General features: G+C 69.8%; 20 protein-coding genes, 1 tRNA gene and 2 pseudogenes. 18 read left to right on the top strand and 5 right to left on the bottom strand.

The window, feature by feature from the left end:
• The first annotated feature begins 12 nt into the window (after positions 1–12).
• The 3 genes and pseudogenes from O1G21_RS28400 to O1G21_RS41450 all read left to right on the top strand — a co-directional run bounded on the left by O1G21_RS28400 (position 13) and on the right by O1G21_RS41450 (position 1571).
• Positions 13–450, top strand: coding sequence for an ATP-binding protein (locus O1G21_RS28400; protein ID WP_270147650.1), 438 nt, complete (start codon positions 13–15; stop codon positions 448–450).
• Positions 451–464: 14 nt separating this feature from the next.
• Positions 465–1028, top strand: a complete 564-nt coding sequence (locus O1G21_RS28395; protein ID WP_270147649.1) for a hypothetical protein — start codon at positions 465–467, stop codon at positions 1026–1028.
• Between the two features lie 69 nt (positions 1029–1097).
• Positions 1098–1571 (top strand): annotated as a pseudogene (locus tag O1G21_RS41450) (DUF6228 family protein).
• Here the strand turns inward: O1G21_RS41450 and O1G21_RS41845 are convergent.
• Positions 1534–1761 carry a zinc ribbon domain-containing protein gene (locus O1G21_RS41845; RefSeq protein ID WP_405000725.1) on the bottom strand — a complete coding sequence of 76 codons (228 nt, stop codon included), beginning with the start codon at positions 1759–1761 and terminating at the stop codon, positions 1534–1536. The pseudogene O1G21_RS41450 and the gene O1G21_RS41845 sit on opposite strands and share 38 nt — an antisense overlap.
• A 50-nt stretch (positions 1762–1811) precedes the next feature.
• A pseudogene (locus O1G21_RS41840) lies at positions 1812–2322 on the bottom strand (helix-turn-helix domain-containing protein); the annotation flags it as partial.
• 1146 nt (positions 2323–3468) lie between these two features.
• Between O1G21_RS41840 and O1G21_RS28375 the strand changes: the two are divergent.
• A complete protein-coding gene (locus O1G21_RS28375; RefSeq protein WP_270147645.1) occupies positions 3469–4197 on the top strand; it encodes an SDR family oxidoreductase in 729 nt (242 codons plus the stop codon).
• A 4-nt stretch (positions 4198–4201) separates the two neighbouring features.
• Positions 4202–4750 carry a GNAT family N-acetyltransferase gene (locus O1G21_RS28370; protein ID WP_270147643.1) on the top strand — a complete coding sequence of 183 codons (549 nt, stop codon included), beginning with the start codon at positions 4202–4204 and terminating at the stop codon, positions 4748–4750.
• 151 nt (positions 4751–4901) lie between these two features.
• Here the strand turns inward: O1G21_RS28370 and polA are convergent, their stop codons facing one another.
• Positions 4902–7586: a DNA polymerase I gene (gene polA, locus O1G21_RS28365; protein WP_270151314.1), complete on the bottom strand. Its 2685-nt coding sequence runs from the start codon at positions 7584–7586 to the stop codon at positions 4902–4904.
• A 244-nt stretch (positions 7587–7830) separates the two neighbouring features.
• Between polA and O1G21_RS28360 the strand changes: the two genes are divergently transcribed.
• The 6 genes from O1G21_RS28360 to O1G21_RS28335 all read left to right on the top strand — a co-directional run bounded on the left by O1G21_RS28360 (position 7831) and on the right by O1G21_RS28335 (position 14681).
• Positions 7831–8295 (top strand): PaaI family thioesterase, encoded by a 465-nt coding sequence (locus O1G21_RS28360; RefSeq protein ID WP_030281858.1) that lies wholly within the window; start codon positions 7831–7833, stop codon positions 8293–8295.
• A gap of 578 nt (positions 8296–8873) precedes the next feature.
• Positions 8874–10118, top strand: a complete 1245-nt coding sequence (locus O1G21_RS28355) for a branched-chain amino acid ABC transporter substrate-binding protein (RefSeq protein ID WP_270147640.1) — start codon at positions 8874–8876, stop codon at positions 10116–10118.
• 150 nt (positions 10119–10268) lie between these two features.
• Positions 10269–11198: a branched-chain amino acid ABC transporter permease gene (locus tag O1G21_RS28350; RefSeq protein WP_270147639.1), complete on the top strand. Its 930-nt coding sequence runs from the start codon at positions 10269–10271 to the stop codon at positions 11196–11198.
• A gap of 5 nt (positions 11199–11203) precedes the next feature.
• The gene (locus tag O1G21_RS28345) at positions 11204–13138 is read left to right on the top strand and encodes a branched-chain amino acid ABC transporter permease (protein WP_270151313.1); all 1935 of its coding nucleotides are present in this window, start codon (positions 11204–11206) and stop codon (positions 13136–13138) included.
• 8 nt (positions 13139–13146) lie between these two features.
• Positions 13147–13968, top strand: coding sequence for an ABC transporter ATP-binding protein (locus O1G21_RS28340; protein WP_270151312.1), 822 nt, complete (start codon positions 13147–13149; stop codon positions 13966–13968).
• Positions 13965–14681: an ABC transporter ATP-binding protein gene (locus O1G21_RS28335; RefSeq protein WP_270147637.1), complete on the top strand. Its 717-nt coding sequence runs from the start codon at positions 13965–13967 to the stop codon at positions 14679–14681. Before O1G21_RS28340 ends, O1G21_RS28335 begins: the two co-directional genes overlap by 4 nt.
• A gap of 62 nt (positions 14682–14743) precedes the next feature.
• Here the strand turns inward: O1G21_RS28335 and O1G21_RS28330 are convergent, their stop codons facing one another.
• Entirely contained in the window at positions 14744–15400 is a 657-nt protein-coding gene (locus O1G21_RS28330) for an ANTAR domain-containing response regulator (protein WP_270147635.1), read from the bottom strand.
• 100 nt (positions 15401–15500) lie between these two features.
• On the opposite strand from O1G21_RS28330, the gene O1G21_RS28325 reads away from it, so the two are divergent.
• Both O1G21_RS28325 and O1G21_RS28320 read left to right on the top strand, forming a co-directional pair.
• A tRNA-Leu gene (locus O1G21_RS28325) sits at positions 15501–15573 on the top strand.
• A 101-nt stretch (positions 15574–15674) separates the two neighbouring features.
• The gene (locus tag O1G21_RS28320; RefSeq protein ID WP_333493502.1) at positions 15675–16478 is read left to right on the top strand and encodes a helix-turn-helix domain-containing protein; all 804 of its coding nucleotides are present in this window, start codon (positions 15675–15677) and stop codon (positions 16476–16478) included.
• Between the two features lie 48 nt (positions 16479–16526).
• On the opposite strand, the gene pyk is transcribed toward O1G21_RS28320, so the two are convergent.
• Positions 16527–17957: a pyruvate kinase gene (gene pyk / locus O1G21_RS28315; RefSeq protein WP_270147633.1), complete on the bottom strand. Its 1431-nt coding sequence runs from the start codon at positions 17955–17957 to the stop codon at positions 16527–16529.
• Between the two features lie 281 nt (positions 17958–18238).
• On the opposite strand from pyk, the gene O1G21_RS28310 reads away from it, so the two are divergent.
• The 5 genes from O1G21_RS28310 (at position 18239) to O1G21_RS28290 (ending at position 24191) form a co-directional block, all read left to right on the top strand.
• On the top strand, positions 18239–19333 hold the full coding sequence (locus tag O1G21_RS28310; RefSeq protein WP_270147632.1) for a substrate-binding domain-containing protein: 1095 nt from the start codon (positions 18239–18241) through the stop codon (positions 19331–19333).
• Positions 19330–20988: a VWA domain-containing protein gene (locus O1G21_RS28305; RefSeq protein ID WP_270147631.1), complete on the top strand. Its 1659-nt coding sequence runs from the start codon at positions 19330–19332 to the stop codon at positions 20986–20988. The genes O1G21_RS28310 and O1G21_RS28305 overlap by 4 nt, the downstream gene beginning before the upstream one ends.
• A complete protein-coding gene (locus tag O1G21_RS28300) occupies positions 20975–21463 on the top strand; it encodes a hypothetical protein (RefSeq protein WP_270147630.1) in 489 nt (162 codons plus the stop codon). Before O1G21_RS28305 ends, O1G21_RS28300 begins: the two co-directional genes overlap by 14 nt.
• 255 nt (positions 21464–21718) lie before the next feature.
• Positions 21719–23554: a bifunctional metallophosphatase/5'-nucleotidase gene (locus O1G21_RS28295; RefSeq protein WP_270147629.1), complete on the top strand. Its 1836-nt coding sequence runs from the start codon at positions 21719–21721 to the stop codon at positions 23552–23554.
• An 82-nt stretch (positions 23555–23636) separates the two neighbouring features.
• Positions 23637–24191 (top strand): Uma2 family endonuclease, encoded by a 555-nt coding sequence (locus O1G21_RS28290; RefSeq protein WP_270147628.1) that lies wholly within the window; start codon positions 23637–23639, stop codon positions 24189–24191.
• Position 24192 lies beyond the last annotated feature (1 nt).

The following is a 24192-nucleotide window of genomic DNA, read 5'->3' as shown; positions in this document are numbered from 1 at the left end:
CGAGGTTCCCCCATGCTCACTTCCCGCCGCCCCCGCACGTTCGCCGCACGCCTCGACTCCCGCACCGAATCCACGCCCCTCGCACGGCACTTGCTCCGCGCGTACCTCTCCGCGCTCCCCACCGGCGACCGCTACACCGACATCGCCGAACTCCTCCTCGGCGAGCTCTTCGCCAACGCCATCCAGCACTCGGACGCCCCCACCGACCGCCTCATCGAGATCCGCTTCGCCCTCACCGGCAACCTTCTCCGCCTCGAAGTCCACGACGCGGGCAGCGGCCGCCCCTCGCTCCGCCCCACCACCCCCGACGACGAGCACGGTCGCGGCCTCTTCCTCATCAACGAACTCGCCGAGCGCTGGGGTTGCTGCCCCCGGGCCGGTGGGATCGGCAAGTTCGTCTGGGTGCTGATCGCCCCCTCCCCCGCCCCCATCTCCGTCCTCGCCGTCTGAGGGAAGAACCCACCATGCGACTCGCCCTCACCGCCCGGCACCTGTTCGACACCGGCTCCACCCCCGCCGAGGCCTATGCCAACCTCGCCCGCCGCACCCGCGAACCCCTCCGCTCGGCCCGCGCCGTCTGCGCGGCCCTCGCGATCCCGGCCGCCGAGGCGAACCGCCGCCTCGACGACTGCTACGACGCCCTGCTCGCCAATCCCCGCCCGGGCTCCGAGGCCGACACCGGCGAACTCCTCGAAGCCCTCGGCGTCTTCGACGTCCCCAAGCCCCTCACCCCCACCGACCAGGCCATCGTGGACCTCTTCCTGACCGCCATCGATGCCATGGGCGGCATCCGCGCCGGCCACCAGCACGGCCTGGCCCGCTGGTTCACCACCGGCAACCTCACCGCTGCCTACCTCTCCCTCGCCGCCGCCCACCCCCTCCCCCGCACCGGCGACCCGGCCCGCTACTGGACCACCCTCGTCCAGGCCGGCGAACTCCTCTCCACCACCCCCACCCCCGACCCCCGCATCAAACCCGCCCTCACCCACTGCCGCAGCCAAGCGACCACCCACACCACCACCCCCTAAGCACAGGAAGTCGGCCCCGCCGACTTCCTGTGCAGCGCCCACCGCCCAGGCCGACCACGCCAAATCGCGATGACTTCCGGCACGACGCCGTCTAACGTCCGGCAAATGAACGCTCAGGGCACCGAGCCCACCGACACACCAGCCGTCGACGTCCGCTGCCAGAACGCCCCGACCGCCCGGGTCAGACTCGCCGACCGCCACTTCCCCGACGAGCACGGCACCGGCTTCGCGGTGGAACTGCGCGCCGAAGGCCTCCGAGCCCGGCTCGACTCGGTCATCGCGTGGTAGCGGGGGCCCGAGCACCTGGCCGACTTCCTCGTCGGGCTGGCCGCCGACTACCAGGGCTGGGAGGGCGAACGCACCTGGAGCACCCACCACCTCACCCTCCGGACCGTCTTCCGCTCCGGAGGCCACGTCGGCCTCACCTGGACCATCCGCCCGTGGACCGCCCGAGACGACTCCTGGGAAGCCTCGGTCACCACCTGGCTGGAGGCCGGGCAACAGATCACTCCTCCCCCGCGTGAAGCGGGGGCTTCTCGCTAACCCAGGTGGGTATTGCGACGGGCCAGCCCGGCCGTAGAACGTTGACGGCTCCCACGGTGTCGGTGTGGGCACGGTGGCCGCAGGCGACGCAGTGGAAGGTGTCCTGTGTGGGCCGGTTCTGCGCCGCGACGTACCCGCACTCGTCGCGGGGGCAGGTGCGGGAGGTGTTGCGCAGGTCCGCGGCGATCACTTCCCGTCCGGCGCTCTCAGCCTTGGCGTGCAGGATCGTCAGGAAAACCCCACATACCAGCGCCTGCCCTCGCGCTTCACGCTGACGGTCTTGACCTTGCCGGCGACCGGCCGGTGCCGGTTGACCTTGACGTGGCCGATGCCCTGGAATCGCACGCGGGTCACCGGGTCATGCGGGGTGGAGACCCACCGGCAGCCATCGCCCTCTTTGGGGAAGCCGACCGTGTCGAACCAGTTCATCCCACGGAAGCGCGGACAGCCCGGCTTCTCACCGGATTTGACACGTCGGAAGAACGCCGCGAATGCCTTGTCCACGGCGAAGCGTTGCCTGCTGCGAGGAGAACGACCAGCGGCCCTGGCGCTCCGGGTCGAACGCCCGGATCTCTTTGAGCTGCGCTGACTGATCGCCACGCCGGATCGTGGTCTTCGAGCCGTGCCGGTAGGCGTCGCGCCGTTCCTGCAACGCCCCGTTGTAGAGCGAGCAGTGATCCCGCAGCATGTCGGCGAGTGCTTGCTGCTGGCCCACGGTGGGCCGCATGAGGAACTTGTACGCACGGATCACCCGGCCCACCCCCTTTCGGTCGACGCGATCACCGTAGTGCGGCCCACTGACAACGCAACGAACTACGGCGCTTCGCGCCTGCGGGCCAAGGATGCGTTCCCTCCCCGGCTGAAGCCGGGGATACCCACACAAGATCAGGGATGGCCGATCTCGCCTCGGACATCTGCTGGTTCCTCGCCCCCGGCAGCCTGCCGGAGTCCGGCTCGCTCGGAGGTACCGCTTGTTCGTCGTGAAGACGTACCGCCGGAGCGCGGCGCTCGACGACGACCGCCACGAGTTCCGCCTCCTAGGCAAGCGGTGGGCCGGCGGCCCGGTCCCGGCTCGTCCGGCCGTCACCGGAGTCCGCTCCCGCTCAGCGGGCACTGGATCGCCGACAGTCCGGCCGTTCGCGCGCCCGACCCGCGCGGCGCCCCGTCGTTTCGGGTGAAGTTGCGAGCCCAGCGCCACGGGCCCTCCTACGCCCCGGGAAACCTCCTGCGGGACAGCCGCTCATTCGGAGCGGCCGCAGGGGCCGGCCGTCCAGCGCGGTCCGGGTCGCTCGGTGCCGGGTACGGAGGGAGCCGCCGAGGGCATCGTCGTCGTCTTCATGCCCACAGCCTTCGGCTCAGCGGATTCGCAGGCATCGTCCCGGTGAATGATGCCGGTGCCCCCGGAGGGGGAACCCGTCCGGGCCGCCAGTGCTCCGGCGGAAGGAGATCTGCATCCCTGGCAGCCGGAGTGTTCCGGGTTCCCCCTCCTCTTCGCTCGTGCATCTCGGAAGATCGGCTGAAGAACGGCTCAGCCAGGCGCTGCCGGCACTCGTCGAGCGCTGACGACCGTTCCGGGCTTCCGCGATCGTGGTCACGCGCATTCACCTCCCCGGCGCGGGGGTGCCCATGGACTGCCCCGGGCGCAGGATCGGGGTGCCGACCTGGGTGGGGCTGCGGGTGAGGACCGTGCGGGCCGGGTCGTGGCGCAGATCGTAGCGGCGGGCCCGGACACTCCCCCCGTCCGGACCCCGGATGAGGTCTGCTGCTCAGGAATGCGGATCGGCCGACTTCCTGCGCCGGGCGAACTCGGCGGCCCTCCGGCCTACTCCCCCGGGAGGGGATGGCTCCAGCCCCCGGGAGGATGTGGCGCCGCCTTGCCGTCGGCGAGGCTGGGCGCATGAGATTCGACGACCACCGGGTGGTCATCACCGCCGCCGGCCGGGACTTCGGGCGCACCTTGGCCATACGTCTCGCGGACCTCGGCGCCGAGGTCTTCCTCTCCGCGCGAACCCTCGCCGCCGCGGAGCGGGTCCGGGACGAGATTCGCGCCCGGGGGCACCAGCGCGTCCACGCCTTCGGCTGCGACCTGACGGACCCCGCCTCGATCCGCGGCTTCGCCGCCGAGGTCGGCCGGCGCACCGACCACGTCGACGTGCTGATCAACAACGGCTCCCGCTACCTCGAAGGCCAGGACCTGCTCTCCGCCTCCGATGAGGACGTCCTCGACACGATCGCCTCCGGCGCCACCGGCACCGTCCTGACCGTGAAGAACTTCCTCCCCCTCCTGCTCAACTCGGACAAGCCCGACGTGGTGACCATGGTCTCCGCCTGCGGAACCGCGGGGCATCACCGCTCGGACGCGCACGACGCCTTCTACGCGGCGAAGAGCGCCCAGGCAGGGTTCGTCGACATCCTCTCCAAGCGCCTGCGGCCCCGAGGAGTCCGGGTGATCTCGCTCTACCCGCCCGACTTCGACAACCCCGACCCCCTCGCCGAGGAGTGGGAGACCACACCGCGCGGGGCCGAGGACGCCCTCACCGCGCAGTCACTCGTGCAGTGCGTCCTCTTCGCGGTCGCCCAGCCCCGCGACTGCTTCATCAAGGCGTTCCACTTCGAGCAGGTCTGAGCCCGTGCACTTCCTCATCCGCCGGGTGACCGGCACCGAGTACCGGGAACTCCGTGCGATCAGACTGGAGGCGCTGCGCGACTCACCCACGGCCTTCAGTTCCTCCTACGACGACACCGCCGCCCTCCCCGACGACGTCTGGCAGCAGCAGGCCGCCGTCGAGGCCTCCTCCGTGGAGTCCGCCACCTTCATCGCCGCCGACGAAGCCGGGAACTGGGTCGGGATCGCCGGCGTCGGGCCGCTGCCGGACGTCCCGGACCACGTTCACATCCACTCGGTCTACGTGTCCCCGAAGCACCGCGGGCCCACCGGCCCCGCCGCCGACCTGGTGAAGGCCGGCATCCGCTACGCCCAAGTCCACACCGACGTACGGTGGTTGACCCTGGGCGTGCACGAGGGCAACGAGCGGGCGCGGGCCTTCTACCGGCGGCTCGGCTTCGAGCCCACCGGCAAGGTCGTCCCCTACACCCTCGACCCGTCCGAGAAACTCCTCATCCTGGGCTACCCGGACTTCCGCGGCCACCCCCGAACCTCGGACGGCACTACGGGCTAGGCAGGGACTCCGCAATGCTGCGAGCGCGAACTGCTCGGCGCGGGCGCCCGCATCGGGGACGTCCGCGTCCCGCCGGAGCTGTGGCCGGATCGTAGCGGCGGGCCCGGACGCTCCATGCGTCCGGGCCCGCCGAGGACCGCGAAACCCCGCGTCAGTGCGCGGCGGCCTCCCAGTCGGCGCCGACGCCGACGGAGACGTCGAGCGGGGCGCGCAGCGGGTAGGCGCCGGCCATCTGCTCGCGGACGATGGCCTCGACCTGCTCGCGCTCGCCCGGGGCCAGTTCGAGCACGATTTCGTCGTGCACCTGGAGCAGCATCCGGGAGCTGAGCCCGGCCGCGCGCAGCGCGTCGTCCACCCGGAGCATGGCGATCTTGACGATGTCGGCGGCCGAGCCCTGGATGGGGGCGTTGAGGGCCATCCGCTCGGCCATCTCGCGGCGCTGGCGGTTGTCGCTGTTGAGGTCGGGCAGGTAGCGGCGGCGGCCGAGCAGGGTCTCGGTGTAGCCGGTGGCGCGGGCCTCGTCGACCACCCGGCGCAGGTAGTCGCGCACGCCGCCGAAGCGTTCGAAGTAGGTGTCCATCAGGCCCTGGGCCTCGGCCGGCTTGATGCCGAGCTGCTGGGAGAGCCCGTACGCGGACAGCCCGTACGCGAGGCCGTAGGACATCGCCTTGATCTTCCGGCGCATTTCGGCGTCGACGGCGGCGCCGGGGACCTCGAAGACCTGGGAGGCGACGGTGGTGTGGAGGTCCTCGCCGGAGGCGAAGGCCTCGATCAGCGCCTCGTCCTCGGAGAGGTGGGCCATGATCCGCAGTTCGATCTGCGAGTAGTCGGCGGTGAGCAGCGACTCGTAGCCCTCGCCGACGACGAAGGCGCGGCGGATGGCGCGCCCCTCCTCGGTGCGGACCGGGATGTTCTGCAGGTTCGGGTCCTGCGAGGAGAGCCGGCCGGTGGCGGCGACCATCTGGTTGAAGGTGGTGTGGATCCGGCCCTTGGCCGAGACGGTCTTGAGCAGGCCCTCGACGGTGGTGCGCAGCTTGGCCTGGTCGCGGTGGCGCAGCAGGATGACGGGCAGCTCGTTGTCGGTCTGGGTGGCCAGCCAGGTGAGCGCGTCGGCGTCGGTGGTGTAGCCGGTCTTGATCTTCTTGGTCTTGGGGAGGGCGAGTTCGCCGAAGAGGATCTCCTGGAGCTGCTTGGGCGAGCCGAGGTTGAACTCGTGCCCGGCGGCGGCGTGGGCCTCCTCGACGCAGCGCTGGATCTCGGCGGCGAACTGGCTCTCCAGCCGGGTGAGCCAGTCGCGGTCGGCGGCGATGCCGTAGCGCTCCATGCGGGCGAGCAGCGCGGCGATCGGCAGTTCCATGTCGTGCAGCAGCCCGGCGGCGCCGACCTCGGCGAGGCGGGTGTCGAAGAGCGCGGCGAGGTCGAGCACGGCGCGGGCCTGGAGCATGAGGGCCTGGGCGTGTGCGGCCGGGTCCTCCTCCGGTGCGTCGAAGGCGAGTTGGCCGCTCTCGGCGGCGGGGGCCGGGGTGAGCGAGCGGGCCAGGTACTCCTCGGCGAGGACCTCGAGGGTGAAGGTGCGACGGCCGGGCTTCTCCAGGTAGGCGGCGAGCGCGGTGTCGGCGACGACGCCGGCGATGGTCCAGCCGCGTTCGGCGAAGGCGCGCATGACCTGCTTGGCGATGTGCAGGGCCTTGGGGGCGGCCGGGTCGGCGAGCCAGCCGGCGAAGGCCTGCTCGTCCTCCTCGGCGAGCAGCGCCGGGTCGAACCAGGCGGCGGACTCTCCTGCGGCGAGGGCGACTTCGGTGACCTCGCCGGTGCCGAGCGCCCACTGGTAGACGGCGGCCAGCGCCACCGGCGTCTTGCCGTCACGGGCGTGCTCGCGCAGCCAGGCGGCGAGCGTGCCGGGGTCGGTGAGCAGTTCGCCGTCGACGTCGACGCCGGGGGCGAGCTCGACGGCCTCCTCGACGCCTGCCGACGGGTCGATGCCGAAGACCCGGTCGCGGAAGTTGGCGTTGCGGAACTCCAGCGACTCCATCAGGGTGCCGACGGCCGCCTTGTCGAAGGGCCGGCGGGCCAGGTCGGTGACGCCCAGCGGGAGTTCGACGTCGCGGACCAGTTCGGTGAGCACCCGGTTGCGCTTGACCGAGTCGAGGTTGTCGCGCAGCTTCTCGCCGATCTTGCCCTTCACCTCGTCGGCGCGGGAGACGAGTTCGTCGAAGGAGCCGAACTGGTTGACCCACTTGGCGGCGGTCTTCTCGCCGACGCCGGGGATGCCGGGCAGGTTGTCGGACGGGTCTCCGCGCAGGGCCGCGAGGTCGGGGTACTGGCGCGGGGTGACGCCGTACTTCTCGGTGACCTTCTCCGGGGTGAAGCGGGTGAGCTCGGAGACGCCCTTGGTCGGGTAGAGCACGGTGACGTGGTCGGTGACCAGCTGGAGGGAGTCGCGGTCGCCGGTGACGATGTCGACGTCGTAGCCGGCCGCCTCGGCGGCGGTGGCCAGGGTGGCGATGATGTCGTCGGCCTCGAAGCCCTCGACCGTCATCCGGGGGATGTTCATGGCGTCGAGGAGTTCGCCGATCAGGCCGACCTGGCTGCGGAACTCGTCCGGCGTCTTGGCGCGGTTGGCCTTGTAGTCGGGGAACTCGGCGGAGCGGAAGGTCTGCCGGGAGAGGTCGAAGGCGACGGCGAGGTGGGTGGGCTGTTCGTCCCGGACGGTGTTGGCGAGCATCGAGGCGAAGCCGTAGACCGCGTTGGTGGGCTGGCCGGTGGAGGTGTTGAAGTTCTCCACGGGCAGGGCGTAGAAGGCCCGGTAGGCCATCGAGTGCCCGTCGAGCAGCATCAGCCGGGGTCGCGGGCCGGCCCCGCCGCCACCCGTCGCGCCCTTGTCCGTACTCTGCGTAGCCACGTCAACGTCCGTTCCTGCCGATTCCACTACCGGTCACCGATCCTATGGCCCTGCACCGACAAAAGGGGCACGCCCGGAAGCCGCGCCAGTCCCGGTACCGCCGGTACCAGTGAGTAGGACGGTCGTACGATCACAGGCAGCACGACGACGTGACACCCCCGAGCGGCAGGAGCTCCCCATGACCGACGCGGCCCCCGACACCGCCCCCGTCCTGAAGGTCCCGCAGGACGTGCTGGACCACTTCGCCAAGCTCGGCGTGAGCCCGGAGACCTTCTCCGGCGGCCACCTCGGCGAGAAGCTCGGCATCCGCATCGTCGAGGCCTCCGGCGACCGGGTGGTCGGCACCATGCCGGTGGAGGGCAACCAGCAGCCGTACGGGCTGCTGCACGGCGGCGCCTCGGCGGCGCTGGCCGAGACGCTCGGCTCGATCGGCGCGATGCTGCACGCCGGCCCGGGCCGGTACGCGGTGGGCGTGGACCTCAACGCCACCCACCACCGCTCGGCCACCTCCGGTCTGGTCACCGGGGTGGCGACGGCGGTGTTCAAGGGCCGCACGGCCGCCACCTACGAGATCGCGATCACCGACGACACCGGCAAGCGGGTCACCAGCTGCCGGCTGACCTGCATGCTGCGCGACCTGTAACGGGCCTTCAGGTCCGGCCGGTTCAGCACCGAGAACATCAAGTTCCCTTCCCGCCCCCTTGTTTGACCATCCATCCGCCTGGGCAGGCGTCGGTCCGGACAAGGGGGCGTCGGCATGTCCGGGCGCGATCGACGCGCCTCCCACACTTGTGACGCTACGTAACAAGTAGGAAATCCAAGCAAGTGTCGCCTCCGGGGCCCCAAGGGGCCCGGAGCGCCTTCGTCACACCCTCGCTGTCCGCAATGCGGACGTGCACGGTCGAAAGCAGCACACCGGACGCCGACGTCCGATTATCGACGATGCCAGCTGCAACCCCCATTTCTGGGCCTTACATCCATCTACCAGCAAGTAGGCGCCCGGCAATTCAGGATCGATCGAGCCGGAACGACCACATGCTGAGACGAATGATACGTGTGCTCATAACAAGAGAATCACAGCCTGCTCACACCACTGCCCGAGCCGCCCCACGACATCTAGAGTCACGGCCAGTCACCGCGCCATCCGGAATGGGCCCGGCCCTCCGCGCATCCCGGCTCCCGCCACCGGCGCGGGCGCCTCCTGAACCGAAGGGGACCCTCGTGCGTCATCGTTCAGCAATTGTCGTGAGCATTGCCGTGATCGGCGCCCTCAGCCTCAGCGCCTGCGGCTCCCGCGGCGGGAAGTCCGGCGACACCGCCGGCGGCAAGGACAACAACGCCTCCACCACCGTCGTGATCGGCGTCGACGCCCCGCTCACCGGCGACCTCTCCGCCCTCGGCCTCGGCATCCGCAACTCCGTCGACCTCGCCGTCAAGAACGCCAACGCCACCAACGAGGTCCCCGGCGTCAAGTTCGAGATCAAGGCCCTGGACGACACCGCCAAGCCCGCCCCCGGCCAGCAGAACGCCACCCAGCTCGTCAGCGACCCCAAGGTCCTCGGCGTCGTCGGCCCGCTCAACTCCAGCGTCGCGCAGTCCATGCAGCAGATCTTCGACGACGCCGGCCTCACCGAGATCTCCCCCGCCAACACCGGCGTCGCCCTCAGCCAGGGCGAGAAGTGGGCCACCGGCGACAAGAAGCGCCCCTTCAAGTCCTACTTCCGCACCGCCACCACCGACGCCGTCCAGGGCCCCTTCGCCGCCCAGTTCCTCTACAACGACGCCAAGAAGACCAAGGTCTTCCTGATCGACGACCAGAAGACCTACGGCGCCGGCCTCGCTTCCACCTTCAAGGGCGAGTTCACCAAGCTCGGCGGCACCCTCGCCGGCGAGGAACACGTCAACCCCGACGACCGCGACTTCTCCGCCATCGTCACCAAGGTCAAGGCCTCCGGCGCCGACGCCGTCTACTACGGCGGCGAATACCCCGTCGCCGGCCCGCTGTCCCTCCAGCTCAAGGACGCCGGCGTCAACATCCCCCTGATGGGCGGCGACGGCATCCAGAGCGACGAGTTCATCAAGCTCAACCCCAAGAGCCAGGGCGACTTCGCCACCGCCGTCGGCCTGCCCGTCGCCTCCCTCGACACCGCCAAGAAGTACATCGACGACTACGCCAAGGCCGGCTACAAGGACGCCTACGAGACCTACGGCGGCTACTCCTACGACAGCGCCTGGGCCATCATCGAAGCCGTCAAGAACGTCGTCGCCAACAACAACGGCAAGCTGCCCACCGGCGACGGCGTGCGCAAGACCGTCCGCGACGCCGTCCAGAAGATCTCCTTCGACGGCGTCACCGGCAAGGTCTCCTTCGACGAGTTCGGCGACACCACCAACAAGCAGCTCACCGTCTACACCGTCAAGGACGGCAAGTGGGCCGTCGAGAAGTCCGGCACCTTCAACGGCTGACCCGTTCAACGGCTGACCCGTTCAACGGCTGACCCGCCACCTCGACAACCGACGCACCACCAGCGCGCGGGGACGCCACGAGTGCCCCCGCGCGCCCCCACATCCACCACCCCACGCGGACACCCCCGAACGCACTACGGAGGCCCAGCGGTGCACGACCTACCGCAGCAGCTGGCCAACGGCCTGATCCTCGGCGCCCTCTACGGACTCGTCGCGATCGGCTACACGATGGTCTACGGCATCGTCCAGCTCATCAACTTCGCCCACGGCGAGATCGTCATGGTCGGCGGCTTCGGCGCCCTGACCGCCTACCTCGCCCTCCCCGGCGGCACCACCCTCTGGCTGGCCCTACCCCTCATGCTGATCGCCGGCATCCTGGTCTCCACCCTCACCGCCGTCGCCGCCGAGCGCTTCGCCTACCGGCCCCTGCGCAACGCCCCCCGGCTCGCCCCCCTGATCACCGCGATCGGGCTGTCCATCTTCCTCCAGCAACTCGTCTTCTCCTTCTACCCCGACGCCAAGAAGGCCCGGGTCTTCCCCAAGATCCCCGGCGACCCCTTCAGCCTCGGCTCCGTCACCATCCAGCGCAGCGACCTCTTCCTGATCATCGCCGCCCCCCTCTGCATGCTCGCCCTCGGCTGGTTCGTCACCCGCACCCGCTCCGGCCGCGCCATGCAGGCCACCAGCCAGGACCCCGACACCGCCAAGCTGATGGGCATCGACACCGACCGCATCATCGTCATGGCCTTCGCCATCGGCGCCGCGTTCGCCGCCGTCGCCGCCGTCGCCTACGGACTGCGCAGCGGTCAGGTCGACTTCCGCATGGGCTTCATCCTCGGCCTCAAGGCCTTCACCGCCGCCGTCCTCGGCGGCATCGGCAACATCTACGGCGCCATGCTCGGCGGCCTCGCCCTCGGCCTCGCCGAAACCATCGCCACCGGCTACATCCAGCACGTCCCCGGCATGCACCTCTTCGGCGGCGCCGCCTGGAAGGACGCCTGGGCCTTCGTACTCCTCATCCTCGTGCTCCTCGTCCGGCCCCAGGGCCTGCTCGGCGAGCGCGTCGCGGACAGGGCGTGACCACCATGACCACCACCAGCACCGAGACCACCCCGGTCATCCCCCTGCCCACCACCGCCGCCACCGCCCTCACCGGCCTCGGCGCCCTCACCGTCGCCGCCTCCGCCGCCACCTCCTGGACCTGGACCAGCGACTTCCCCGGCGACCTCACCTACTACGGCTCCCCCGCCGGCCTCCAATGGCTCGCCCTCGTCGCCGGCATCCTCACCCTCGCCCTGCTGCTCGCCACCCGCGGCACCCCCGGCCTGCGCTGGGCCGCCCCCACCCGCAGCAACAACGCCGTCCTCTACGCCGCCACCGGCGCCCTCGCCGTCGCCGCCTACTCCGTCGCCGCCATCTCCGTCGAACTCGGCGGCCTCGCCAACCTCGAACCCGGCGGCTGGATCCTCGCCGCCGGCGGCCTGATCGGCATCCTCGGCGCCCTCGGCCTCCCCCTCGACCGACGCACCGAAGTACCCCTGCGCATCCTCGACAAGCGACTCTTCCTGCTCCTGCCCGCAGCCCCCATCGGCTGGTTCGCCGCCCACGCCATCCCCGGCGACAAGCCCGTCGCCCCCGTGATGACCGCCCTCGCCGGCGCCCTCGCCATCGCCGCCGGCGCCGTCCTGCTGCTCCAACTCGGCCACCTCGCCAACAGCCGGCTGCGCCTCGGCAGGATCGAACGCCCCGTCCCCGCCCCGCGCGAACTCCCCTCCTGGGCCGAGGTCCTGCTCATCGTCCTGGCCTTCGGACTCGGCCTCTACGCCATCACCTTCGGCATCGACACCGAGTACGGCGAACTCTTCATCGGCTACCTGCTGCTCGCCCTCCCCACCATCGCCGCACTCGCCAAGTCCGGCCTGCTCGGCCGGATGCGCGCACTCACCGTCAAGTACCGCCCCGTCACCACCGGCGCCGCCTTCGCCGCCGCCGCGAGCTTCCCGTTCACCCAGAGCAGCGACCAGTACACCTCCGTCGCCACCAACATCCTGATCTTCGCCACCGTCGCCCTCGGCCTCAACATCGTCGTCGGCCTCGCCGGCCTGCTCGACCTCGGATACGTCGCCTTCCTCGGCGTCGGCGCCTACGCCGCCGCCCTGGTCTCCGGCTCCCCCGCCTCCCCCATCCACGTCCAGTTCCCGTTCTGGGCCGCGATGCTCACCGGCGCCGCCGTCTCCATGATCTTCGGCGTCCTGATCGGCGCCCCCACCCTGCGACTGCGCGGCGACTACCTCGCCATCGTCACCCTCGGCTTCGGCGAGATCTTCCGCATCACCATGCTCAACCTCAACGGCACCACCGGCCCCAACGTCACCAACGGCTCCAACGGCATCCCCCGCATCCCCGACCTGGAAATCCTCGGCTTCAACCTCGGCAAACCCCACACCATCGGCGGCATCGAACTCGGCCGCTTCTCCAACTACTACCTGCTGATGCTCCTCGTCACCGCCCTCGTCGTGCTCGTCTTCGCCCGCGTCGGCAACTCCCGCATCGGCCGCGCCTGGGTCGCCATCCGCGAGGACGAAACCGCCGCCGAAGCCATGGGCATCAACGGCTTCCGCCTCAAACTCCTCGCCTTCGCCCTCGGCGCCTGCCTCGCCGGCCTCGCCGGCACCGTCCAGGCCCACGTCAGCTACACCGTCACCCCCGACCAGTACACCTTCGCCGAAGCCCTCCCCCCCAACTCCGCCTTCCTCCTCGCCGCCGTCATCCTCGGCGGCATGGGCACCATCAGCGGCCCCCTCGCCGGCGCCACCCTCCTCTTCCTCATCCCGAAGAAACTCCAGTTCCTCTCCGACTACCAACTCCTCGCCTTCGGCGCCGCCCTCATCATCCTCATGCGCGTCCGCCCCGAAGGCCTCATCCCCAACCGGCGCCAACAACTCGAGTTCCACGAAACCGCCGTCCCCGCCCAACCCACCGGCGACGACACCACCGCACTCACCAAGGCAGGGGCGTGACCCGCCAGATGACCACCACCGCTGCGCCCCTGCTCGACGTCACCGGCGTCACCATGCGCTTCGGCGGCCTCACCGCCGTCAACGACGTCTCCCTCACCGTCGGCCAAGGCGAGATCATCGGCCTCATCGGCCCCAACGGCGCCGGCAAGACCACCTTCTTCAACTGCCTCACCGGCCTGTACGTCCCCACCGAAGGCGCCGTCCGCTACCGCGGCACCGTCCTGCCCCCCAAACCCCACCTGGTCACCCAGGCCGGCATCGCCCGCACCTTCCAGAACATCCGGCTCTTCGCCAACATGACCGTCCTCGAGAACGTCCTCGTCGGCCGACACAGCCGCACCAAGGAAGGCATCTTCGCCGCCATCCTCCACACCCCCCGCTACCACCGCGCCGAGGCCGAAAGCCGCGAGAAGGCCATGGAACTCCTCGCCTTCACCGGCCTCGCCGACAAGGCCGACCACCTCGCCCGCAACCTCCCCTACGGCGAACAACGCAAGCTCGAGATCGCCCGCGCCCTCGCCTCCGACCCCGGCCTGCTGCTCCTCGACGAACCCACCGCCGGCATGAACCCCCAGGAGACCCGGGCCGCCGAGGAACTCGTCTTCGCCATCCGCGACCAGGGCGTCTCCGTCCTCGTCATCGAGCACGACATGCGGTTCATCTTCAACCTCTGCGACCGCACCGCCGTGCTCGTCCAGGGCCAGAAGATCGTCGAGGGCGACCGCGAGACCGTCCAGAACGACGAACGCGTCATCACCGCCTACCTCGGCGCCCCGCTCGAAGACAGCACCCCCGCCGTGCCGGAGACCGTTACGGAGACCGACCAGTGACCGCACTCCTCGAGGTCCAGGACCTCCGCGTCGCCTACGGCAAGATCGAAGCCGTCAAGGGCATCAGCTTCACCGTCAACCAGGGCGAGGTCACCACCCTCATCGGCACCAACGGCGCCGGCAAGACCACCACCCTGCGCACCCTCTCCGGCCTCCTCAGACCCACCGCCGGCCGGATCACCTTCGACGGCCAGGACCTGAGCACGGTCCCGGCCCACAAGATCGTCGCCCTCGGCCTCGCCCACTCCCCCGAAGGCCGGCACATCTTCCCCCGCATGACCATCGAGGAGAACCTCCTCCTCGGCGCCTTCCTGCGCACCGACGCGGCGGGCATCGCGGCGGACGTGGAACGGGCCTACGCCCTCTTCCCCATCCTCGGCGAACGCCGCCGCCAGGCGGCCGGCACCCTCTCGGGCGGCGAACAGCAGATGCTGGCGATGGGCCGGGCCCTGATGTCCCAGCCCAAGCTGCTGATGCTGGACGAGCCCTCGATGGGCCTCTCCCCGCTGATGATGCAGAAGATCATGTCCACCATCGTCGAGCTCAAGGCGAGCGGTACGACCATCCTCCTGGTCGAGCAGAACGCCCAGGCCGCGCTGTCCCTGTCCGACCAGGGCTACGTCATGGAGACCGGCCGCATCGCCCTCTCCGGCACCGGCGCGGACCTGTTGCACGACGAGTCCGTCCGCAAGGCCTACCTCGGCGAGGACTGACCCGCCTCATACAAGGAGGGCCCGGCAGAAACCGTTCTGCTGGGCCCTCGCTGCGTGTCGCCTTACTCGGACTTGCCCTCTTCCGCCTTCTTGCGGTCCTGGGCCTCGCCCTCCTCGATGACCGCCTCGGCCACCGCCGCCATCGTCATCCGCCGGTCCATCGAGGTCTTCTGGATCCACCGGAACGCCGCCGGCTCCGTCAGCCCGAACTTCGTCTGCAGCACACCCTTAGCCCGGTCCACCAGTTTCCGGGTCTCCAGCCGCTGGGTGAGATCCCCGATCTCCTTCTCCAGCGCCCGCATCTCGGTGTACCGCGACACCGCCATCTCGATCGCCGGCACCAGGTCGGACTTCGAGAACGGCTTCACGATGTACGCCATCGCCCCCGCGTCCCGAGCCCGGTCCACCAGCTCCCGCTGCGAGAACGCGGTCAGCATGAGAACCGGCGCCAGGTGCTTCTCATGGATCTGCTCGGCGGCGGAGAGCCCGTCCAGCACCGGCATCTTCACGTCGAAGATCGCCAGATCCGGCTTCAGCTCCTCCACGAGCCTGACCGCCGTCTCCCCGTCCCCGGCTTCGCCGACGACGGTGTACCCCTCCTCCTCCAGCATCTCCTTCAGATCAAGGCGGATCAGCGCCTCGTCCTCGGCGATCACAATCCGGGTGATCTGGGGCGTATCGGTCTCAAGCGGCTGTGCCTGCTCGTCGGCGGTGCTCACGGGGCTCCTAGTTCCGGCGGGGTACTGCATGCACGAGGGTACCTAGACACGGTATGTTTGAACCCATCAGGGTCGGGGGGTAACCTTCGAATCTGTGGATGCCTCGGTAGTCCAGCGGAAGAGACACGCCGCTCAAACCGGCGCCAGCGTGGGTTCGAATCCCACCCGGGGCACTTTTCCTTCGATTCCAAAGCCACTTAGGCCAGCCTAATCGTTGGCGATCTTCATCCGTTCGGGTGGAAACCATCCTGTTCGCCGATGCATTCGGCGCAGGGTGTTCAAGATCGCCCGTATGGCAGTTCGATCCACTCGCGAAGAAGCCGTCCTGTTGCTACGCCAGGGCACCCGCAACCGTGACGTCTCCCTCCAGCTCGGAGTTCCAGTCGGCACCGTCTCGTGGTGGAAGTACCAAGATCGCGCCAAGCATGGCGATTTCCCCGCTCCTGAGCGCACCACTTGCTTCCACTGCTACGCGGATGAACTCAACCGCCCGGCCTATGCCTACCTGCTCGGCGCTTACCTGGGCGACGGTCACATCACTCACTCGAAGGTGTGCCGAACGCAGAGCTTGTTCATAACCTGCGACGACAAATGGCCAGGGGTCATGGATACCGTCGAGCAGGCCATGCGCCAGGTGTTTCCGAAGAACAACACCTACCGACTGCAGCGACCTGGCTGTCACAACGTCAAGCTCCACTCGATGCACCTGACCTGCCACTTCCCGCAACACGGCCCCGGCAAGAAGCACGAGCGCGCGATAGCCCTGGAGCCCTGGCAGCAGGAGATCGTGGACGCTCACCCCTGGGACTTCCTGCGCGGCCTGATCCACTCCGACGGCTGCCGCATCACCAACTGGGCGACCAAGACCGTCGATGGCGTCACCCGCCGCTACGAGTACCCGCGTTACTTCTTTACGAATACGTCGACCGACATCATCGGCCTCTTCACCGCCACCCTCGACGCTGTCGGCGTCCAGTGGAAGGCCTCGATCCCCCGCCCAACCGGTCAGGTCAACATCTCCATCGCCCGCAAGGACTCCGTCGCCCTGATGGTCGCCCACATCGGCCCCAAGTACTGACAGCGGCGCGGCCCTTCCACCAGAAGGGCCGCGCCGCCGACAGACAGCTCAGACGTCCAACGTCCCCACGTGGTGGACGCGGACGAGGTTGGTGGAGCCGGCCAAACCAGGCGGGGAGCCCGCCGTGATGATGACGATGTCGCCCTTCTGGCAGCGGCCCAGCGACAACAGCGCCGCGTCGACCTGTTCGACCATCTGGTCCGTGGTCGGGGCGAAGGGGCCGAGGAAGGTCTCCACGCCCCAGGTGAGGGCGAGTTGGCTGCGCACGGCCGGTTCGTAGGTGAAGGCGAGCACGGGGATCGGCGAGCGGTAGCGGGTGAGCCTCCGCGCCGTGTCGCCGGACTGGGTGAAGGCGATGAGGTACTTGGCGTGCAGGAAGTCGCCGATCTCGGCGGCCGCGCGGGCGACGGCGCCGCCCTGGGTCCGCGGCTTGCTGCCGGTGGTCAGCGGGGGCAGGCCGGCGGCCAGGATGTCGTTCTCGGCGGCTTCGATGATCCGGCCCATCGTCCTGACCGTCTCGACGGGGTACTTGCCGACGGAGGTCTCCCCGGAGAGCATCACCGCGTCCGTCCCGTCCAGCACCGCGTTGGCGACGTCGGAGGCCTCCGCGCGGGTGGGCCGGGAGGCGTTGATCATCGAGTCGAGCATCTGGGTGGCGACGATGACCGGCTTGGCGTTGCGCTTGGCGAGCTTGATGGCGCGCTTCTGGACGAGCGGGACCTGTTCGAGGGGCATCTCCACGCCCAGGTCCCCGCGGGCCACCATGATGCCGTCGAAGGCGTCCACGATGGAGTCCAGGTTCTCGACCGCCTGCGGCTTCTCGATCTTGGCGATGACCGGGACGCGCCGCCCTTCCTCGGCCATCACCCGGTGGACGTCCTCGATGTCGCGGCCGCTGCGGACGAAGGAGAGCGCGATCAGGTCGGCCCCGGTGCGCAGCGCCCATCGCAGGTCGGCGACGTCCTTGTCGCTGAGTGCGGGGACGGAGACGGCGACGCCGGGGAGGTTGAGGCCTTTGTGGTCGGAGACGAGTCCGCCTTCGATGACGAGGCATCGCACGCGTGGTCCGTCGACGTCGAGGACTTCCAGGGTGACCCGTCCGTCGTCGACGAGGATGCGTTCACCGCGGCCGACGTCGCCGGCGAGGCCGGCGTAGGTGGTGCCGCAGATGGTGTTGCCCCCCACGACGCCGTTGTCGGTGGAGATGGTGAACTCGTCGCCGCGTTCGAGGAGTACGGGTCCGTGGGCGAAGGTGTCGAGCCGGATCTTCGGGCCTTGAAGGTCGGCGAGGACGCCGACGCTCCGGCCGGTTTCGTCGGCGGCCTTGCGGACGCGACGGTAGCGTTCCTCGTGTTCGGCGTGGGAGCCGTGGCTGAGGTTGAGTCGGGCGATGTCCATCCCGGCGTCGACCAGGGTTTTGATCTGGTCGTACGAGTCGGTGGCCGGCCCGAGGGTGCAGACGATTTTTGCTCGGCGCATACTGCTGAGGGTAGGCATTACCGGCGCGTAACCTCGACGTGGGCCCGGACTGCTGGATGACCTTTGGGGTAAGGCGAGTTGAACAATCTGACACATCCTCGGACCGGTGTGCGACAGCCGAACCGAGGCCGCCCCCGACCCTCCGGCCGATGCGATTCCGTGAAGCGGTGTTCACCCCTGGTTCACCGTCTCTTCCGGCCGTGCTCCCCGCCCGGCGGGACGCTCGTCACCCCCGGGTGACCGCGCCCGGGGGTGGGAGCGACGAGGGGGAGGCGCTCGGCATGAGACGCGCTCTGGGGGTGCTCGCCGCCCTGGCCCTGCTGGGCGGGGTGACGTACGCACTGGTCCCGGACGACGGTCCGGAACCGCGGAAGACGGTCACGGTCACCGGGCTGATCGGTTCGGAGAAGCGGGCGTTCTTCGAAAGCCCCGAGGTGAAGGCCGAGTTGGCGCGGCAGGGCCTGGAGGTGCACGCCGATTCGACCGGTTCCTGGACGATGAGCGAGCAGGCGAAGAGCAACTCCGGGCTGGACTTCGCCTTCCCGGCGAGCACCGCGCCGGCCCGCGAGATCCAGCGCAACTGGGGGCAGCAGGACTCCCCGCTGGTGCCGTTCTACTCGCCGCTGGTGTTGGTGGCGCACGCGCCGGTCGCGCAGATCCTCCGGGACAACAAGCTGGCGGCACAGGACGATTCGGGCGTCTGGACGTTCAAGATGGACGAGTACGTCAACGACCTGAAGGCGAACCGCAGGTGGCAGGACCTGACGAACACCGAGGGCCACGGCGACCTGGCCGGGCCGATCTACATCACCACGACTGATCCGGAGAGTTCCTCCTCCGGTGCGCTGTACGTCGCCCTGCTGTCGTACGTCCTGAACGACCACCAAGTGGTGTCGGACGACGCGGGCATCGAAGCCGCCCGGCCCGTGCTGCACCAGGCGACCGCGATGCAGGGCGGCCAGAAGAGCAGCAGCGACGAGCCGTTCCGGGACTTCCAGGCGGGAGTCGGCAATCCGCTGTTGTTCGGGTACGAGTCCCAGGTCGCCGCGCTGACGGCGCAGGGCCAGTCGGCCGGCGACACGGTGGTGATGTACCCGGACACCACGGTCTACTCCGACCACACCATCATCGCCCGCACCGAGAACGGCAGGAAGCTGGCCGCCCTGCTTCAGGACGACGACGCGCTGCGTGCCCTGGAGGCCAGGTTCGGTTTCCGCCCGCAGGCCCGCCCGGGTGCCTTCGCCGAACTGGTGAAGGGCAGCAAGCAGCCGGCCTTCGCCCAGGACCTGAACGCGGCGAAGGTCAAGCAGTCGCCCGTGCCGTCCCTGGACAACCTGCTCAAACTGACCGCGGCGGCCAAGGGGAGCCCGAAGTGAACGTCCCGACCACCCGTCGCAGTCGGCTGACCGCGGTGCTGGCCGCGGTGCTCGCCGCGGCGACCGCCTGCACCTCCTCCTCGTCCGCCCCCGCGCCGCACCCGAACCCGTCCGACTCGCTCGCCGAGACCGCGCGCCCCGGGGTGCTGCGCGTCCTGGCCGGCAGTGAACTGCAGGACCTGCAGCCGGTCCTGGACGACGCCCGCAAGGCGACCGGGGTGACGGTGCAGCTGGCCTTCACCGGCACCCTGGACGGCGCGGACACGGTCTCCTCGGGCCGGGCGGACGGCAAGTACGACGCGGTCTGGTTCCCGTCCGACCAGTACCTGCGCCTGGATCCGACCGGACGGTCCAAGGTGCTGTCGGAGACCCCGGTGATGGTCTCCCCGGTGGCCGTCGGGGTGCGTTCCTCGGTCCTCGGCGACCTCGGCTGGGGCGACGGTTCGAAGGTCACCTGGGCGCAGATCGGGGACGCGGCCGCGGCCGGGAGGCTGTCGTACGGGATGTCCGATCCTTCGCGCTCCAACTCGGGCTTCTCCGCGCTGGTCGCGGTGGCCTCGGCGTTCTCCGGGGCGGGGGCGGCGCTGACCGAGGCGGACGTGCAGAAGGCGACGCCGCAGCTGAAGCAGTTCTTCACCGGCCAGAAGCTGACCTCCGGTTCCTCGGGCTGGCTGGCGCAGGCGTACGCGCGGGCCGAGCCGGGCAGGGTCGGCGCGCTGGTGAACTACGAGTCGGTGCTGCTGTCGATGAACCGGACCCTGCCGCCGGAGCAGCGGCTGACGGTGGTGCGCCCGGTGGACGGCGTGGTCTCGGCGGACTACCCGCTGTCGCTGCTGTCCTCCTCGGGGCAGGGCGAGCGCGACTCCTTCCAGCGGCTGACCGGCTACCTGCTGAAGGAGGACGTGCAGAAGCGCATCTCGGAGCTGACGCTGCGCCGCCCGGTGACGGCGGGTGCGTCCCCGGCGGCGGGGCTGTCCACGGACCGTCGTCGTGAACTGCCGTTCCCGGGGACGCGGGCGGTGGCGGACGGCCTGTTGGCCTCGTACCAGAACGAGCTGCGCCGCCCGTCGAGGACGGTGTACGTGCTGGACACCTCGGGTTCGATGGAGGGCGCGCGGCTGGACGCGTTGAAGGCGGCGCTGGGCCGGCTGACGGGTACGGACGACACCCGCGGGGTGCGCCGGTTCCGGGACCGTGAGGAGGTGACGCTGATCTCCTTCGCCTCGCAGGTGAAGTGGACGAGGACGCACGTGGTGCCGCCCTCGGGCGGCCGGCCGGGCCCGGAGGCGGAGCTGGCGTCGATCGACGCCGACGTGCGGTCGCTGCGGGCGGAGGGCGGCACGGCGCTGTACGACTCGTTGGAGCAGGCGTACCGGGTGATCGAGGAGCAGCAGAGGGCGTCGGGCGACGACCGGTTCACCTCGATCGTGCTGATGACGGACGGGGAGAGCAACCAGGGCGCGACCGACGGCGACTTCCGGCGCTTCCACGACGCGCTGCCGGCCGCCGAGAAGGCGATCCCGGTGTTCCCGATCAAGTTCGGCGAGGCGGCGGTGGGTCAGCTGCAGGGGATCGCGGACGTGAGCGGCGGCAAGCTGTTCGACGGCGGCGGTTCGCTGGACGGGGTGTTCGAGGAGATCCGTGGCTACCAGTGACGGGTACGGCCGGCGGGTGCTGCGCTACCTGGAGTCGACCCGGAACCTGGTCGGCTGCGGGGGCGGCGCCGTCGGGCTGGGGCTGCACTTCGTGGGGCTGGGCGGGGGTTGGTGGCCGGCGGTGGTGGCGGGGCTGTACGGCGCCGGCGCGCTGCTGGCGCCGGCCCCGCCGCCGCCGCCGTCCCCGCCCCCGCCGCCGCCTCCGTCTCCGCCGACCGATCCCGAACTGGAGGTGCTCGCCGCCTACCTGGAGTCCGTCCCGCTGCCCGCCTCGGCCGGGGTGGACGCCCTGCTGGCGGCGTTGCGCGAGACCGGGCCCGGTCCGGCGGCCGACCCGATCGTGCGGCACGGCCTGCCGGTCGCGGTGGACGGCTACCTGCGGGCCCGGACCTGGCTGCCGTGGGCGGGCCCGGACGCGCCGGACCCTGCTGCGGAGTTGGGCCGCGAAGTGAAGCAGCTCTCGGCCGAGCTCTGAGCGATCTTCGGAGTGGCCGGAAATCGCCCGTCCCGCCCCATACCACCCCCTCCCCCGCCCATCCCGGTCACGAACGAGTCGCCAAGATCTCACCTGTTGGAAACGTCCGAGGGCTATCCAGCGGCCCGGCCCGCACGGCACACTTCTACGCGCGTCCCTCTACGCGCGTCACCGCATCCGCGGGCGCGCCACGCACTTCGTACGTACACAAGTTGACGGTCCATTCGCCGTCGTTCCCACTCGGGAGAGTCGTTCATGTCCCTGAACCGCCGTGACTTCGTCACCCGGTCCGCAGCCACCGCCGCCGGCGCCGCCCTGGCCGGCGGAGCCGTCGTCGCCGCCGCCCCCGCCGCCGCGGCCGCCGAGCCGGACACGGCGGCCGCCAAGGGCAACAAGCGCAAGCCCCACCGCCAGTCCTTCACCGTGATGGGCACCACCGACCTGCACGGCCGGGTGCTCAACTGGGACTACTTCACCGACGCCGAGTACGTCGACAAGGCCCACAACGCGGTCGGCCTCGCCAAGATCTCCACCCTGGCCAACCAGGTCCGCGAGGACAAGGGCTGGGACCGCTGCCTGCTCATCGACTCGGGCGACATCATCCAGGGCACCCAGCTGACCTACTACTACGCCCGGATCGAGCCGATCGCCACCGACGGCGACAACGTGCCGGACCACCCGATGGCCGTCGCCATGAACCTCATGGGCTACGACGCCGCCGCGCTCGGCAACCACGAGTTCAACTACGGCATCCCCACCGTGAAGGCCTTCGAGGACCAGCTGGAGTTCCCGCTGCTGGGCGCCAACGCGCTGCACGCGAAGAACGAGAAGCCCGCCTTCAAGCCGTACGTGATCAAGGAGGTGTGGCTGGACGAGGACACCCCGATCAAGGTCGGCATCCTCGGCCTCACCAACCCCGGCATCGCGATCTGGGACAAGGCCAACGTCGCCGGCAAGATGGTCTTCCCGGGCATCGTCGAGACCGCCGCCAAGTACGTGCCCCGGATGAAGGCCGCCGGCGCCGACGTCATCGTGGTCTCCGCCCACTCCGGCATCGACGAGGCCACCACCTACGGCGACCAGCTCCCCTGGCCCGAGGACGCCTCCGGCGAGATGGCCGCGACCGTCCCGGACATCGACGCGGTGCTGGTGGGTCACACCCACAAGGAGGTCGCCCAGCGCCTCATCGTCAACAAGAAGACCGGGAAGACGGTCGTGCTCTCCGAGCCGCTGTGCTGGGGCCAGCGCCTGAGCTGCTTCGACTTCGAGGTCGAGTTCGCCGACGGCCACTGGAAGGTCGCCTCGGTCTCCGCCCGGGTGCTGAACTCCAACACCGTGCCGGAGAACCCGGAGATCAGCAACGCCATCCTCGACCAGCACAAGAAGGTCGTGGCGTACGTCAACCAGAACATCGGCACCAGCAAGATCGAGCTGTCGATCGCCGACGCCCGGTTCAAGGCCACCCCGATCGTCGACCTGATCGGCAGGGTCCAGGCCGACGCAGTGAAGGCCGCGTTGGCGGGCGGGCAGTACGCCAACCTGCCCGTTGTGGCCCAGGCCGCCCCGTTCAACCGCACCGCGCTGATCCCGGCCGGCCAGGTCAAGCTGCGCGACGCCGCCGGCCTGTACATCTACGAGAACACCCTGGAGGCCCGCATCCTGACGGGCGCCCAGCTCAAGGACTACCTGGAGTTCTCGGCCAAGTACTACAACCAGCTCGCCGTGGGCGCCCCGGTGAACAAGGACACCTTGACCAACGCCGAGGACACCCCGGACTACAACTACGACTCGGTCTACGGCCTGAGCTACGACATCGACGTCTCCCAGCCCAAGGGCAGCCGGATCGTCAACCTCAGCTTCCAGGGCAAGCCGATCGACCCGACCGCCCAGTTCGTCCTCGCGGTCAACAACTACCGCGCCAACGGCGGCGGCAACTTCCCGCACGTCGCCACCGCCAAGGCGGTCTGGTCGAACTCCGACGAGATCCGCAACACCATGATCGCCTGGGTCAAGGCCAAGGGCGTCATCGACCCCGCCGACTTCTTCACCAACTCCTGGCGCCTGGTCCGCGCCGGCCAGCCGGTGTTCTAGTCACACGCCACCGAGGCGCCGCCGGGTCGTCAGTCGATCCGGCGGCGCCTCGCCGTTCCCCGGTGGTGAGATCATGCTCCACATGGTCGAGTTGAACCACCGACTCCTCTCGTACGCCCGAACTCTGAACCCGCCCGAGGGCTGGAAGGTCGAGGTGTCGGGCGATGCGATCGTCATCACGGCGACCCCGTGTCTGCTCATCCAGCGCAATCTGCTGTTCGTCCGCGAGCAGTTCGACGCGCACTGCCCCGCCGGCCTCATGCCGAGCGAGAACACCGACCTCGTCTCCCGGGCCGCAGGCACACTGCGCAACCCCGACCTGACCTACTTCCCGCTCTCAGCCGTGGAGCTCGGCGGCAACCCGACCCCCGCCGAGCAGGCCGCCATCGCCGTCGAGATCGTCTCCCCGTCGAACCCCGAGAACGACGTCGTCGGCAAGGTCCGTGACTACCCACTGATGGGCATCCCGCTCTACCTCCTGATCGACCCGCGTGAGGGCGACATCACCCTCTACTCGGATCTCTCCGACGGCGGCTACCACCAGCAGTGGCACGGCAAGTTCGGCGACCGCGTGCCGATCCCGGCCCCCTTCGACTTCGAGCTCGCCACCGACGCCCTCGTCCGCTACCCCGCCTGAT

The sequence above is a fragment of the Kitasatospora cathayae genome (assembly GCF_027627435.1).
GTDB classification, from domain to species: Bacteria; Actinomycetota; Actinomycetes; order Streptomycetales; family Streptomycetaceae; genus Kitasatospora; species Kitasatospora cathayae.
The sequence above is the reverse complement of the archived record's forward strand: the minus strand, read 5'-3'. Positions and strand labels throughout refer to the sequence as shown.

Coding starts and splice junctions, on each gene's coding strand:
- O1G21_RS28395 (WP_270147649.1), top strand. CDS start 465: ATGCGACTCGCCCTCACCGCCCGGCACCTGTTCGACACCGGCTCCACC.
- O1G21_RS28295 (WP_270147629.1), top strand. CDS start 21,719: ATGTCCCTGAACCGCCGTGACTTCGTCACCCGGTCCGCAGCCACCGCC.
- O1G21_RS28400 (WP_270147650.1), top strand. CDS start 13: ATGCTCACTTCCCGCCGCCCCCGCACGTTCGCCGCACGCCTCGACTCC.
- O1G21_RS28340 (WP_270151312.1), top strand. CDS start 13,147: ATGACCACCACCGCTGCGCCCCTGCTCGACGTCACCGGCGTCACCATG.
- polA (WP_270151314.1), bottom strand. CDS start 7,586: ATGCTGCTCGACGGGCACTCGATGGCCTACCGGGCCTTCTACGCCCTG.
- O1G21_RS28375 (WP_270147645.1), top strand. CDS start 3,469: ATGAGATTCGACGACCACCGGGTGGTCATCACCGCCGCCGGCCGGGAC.
- O1G21_RS28345 (WP_270151313.1), top strand. CDS start 11,204: ATGACCACCACCAGCACCGAGACCACCCCGGTCATCCCCCTGCCCACC.
- O1G21_RS28310 (WP_270147632.1), top strand. CDS start 18,239: ATGAGACGCGCTCTGGGGGTGCTCGCCGCCCTGGCCCTGCTGGGCGGG.
- O1G21_RS28360 (WP_030281858.1), top strand. CDS start 7,831: ATGACCGACGCGGCCCCCGACACCGCCCCCGTCCTGAAGGTCCCGCAG.
- O1G21_RS28290 (WP_270147628.1), top strand. CDS start 23,637: ATGGTCGAGTTGAACCACCGACTCCTCTCGTACGCCCGAACTCTGAAC.
- pyk (WP_270147633.1), bottom strand. CDS start 17,957: ATGCGCCGAGCAAAAATCGTCTGCACCCTCGGGCCGGCCACCGACTCG.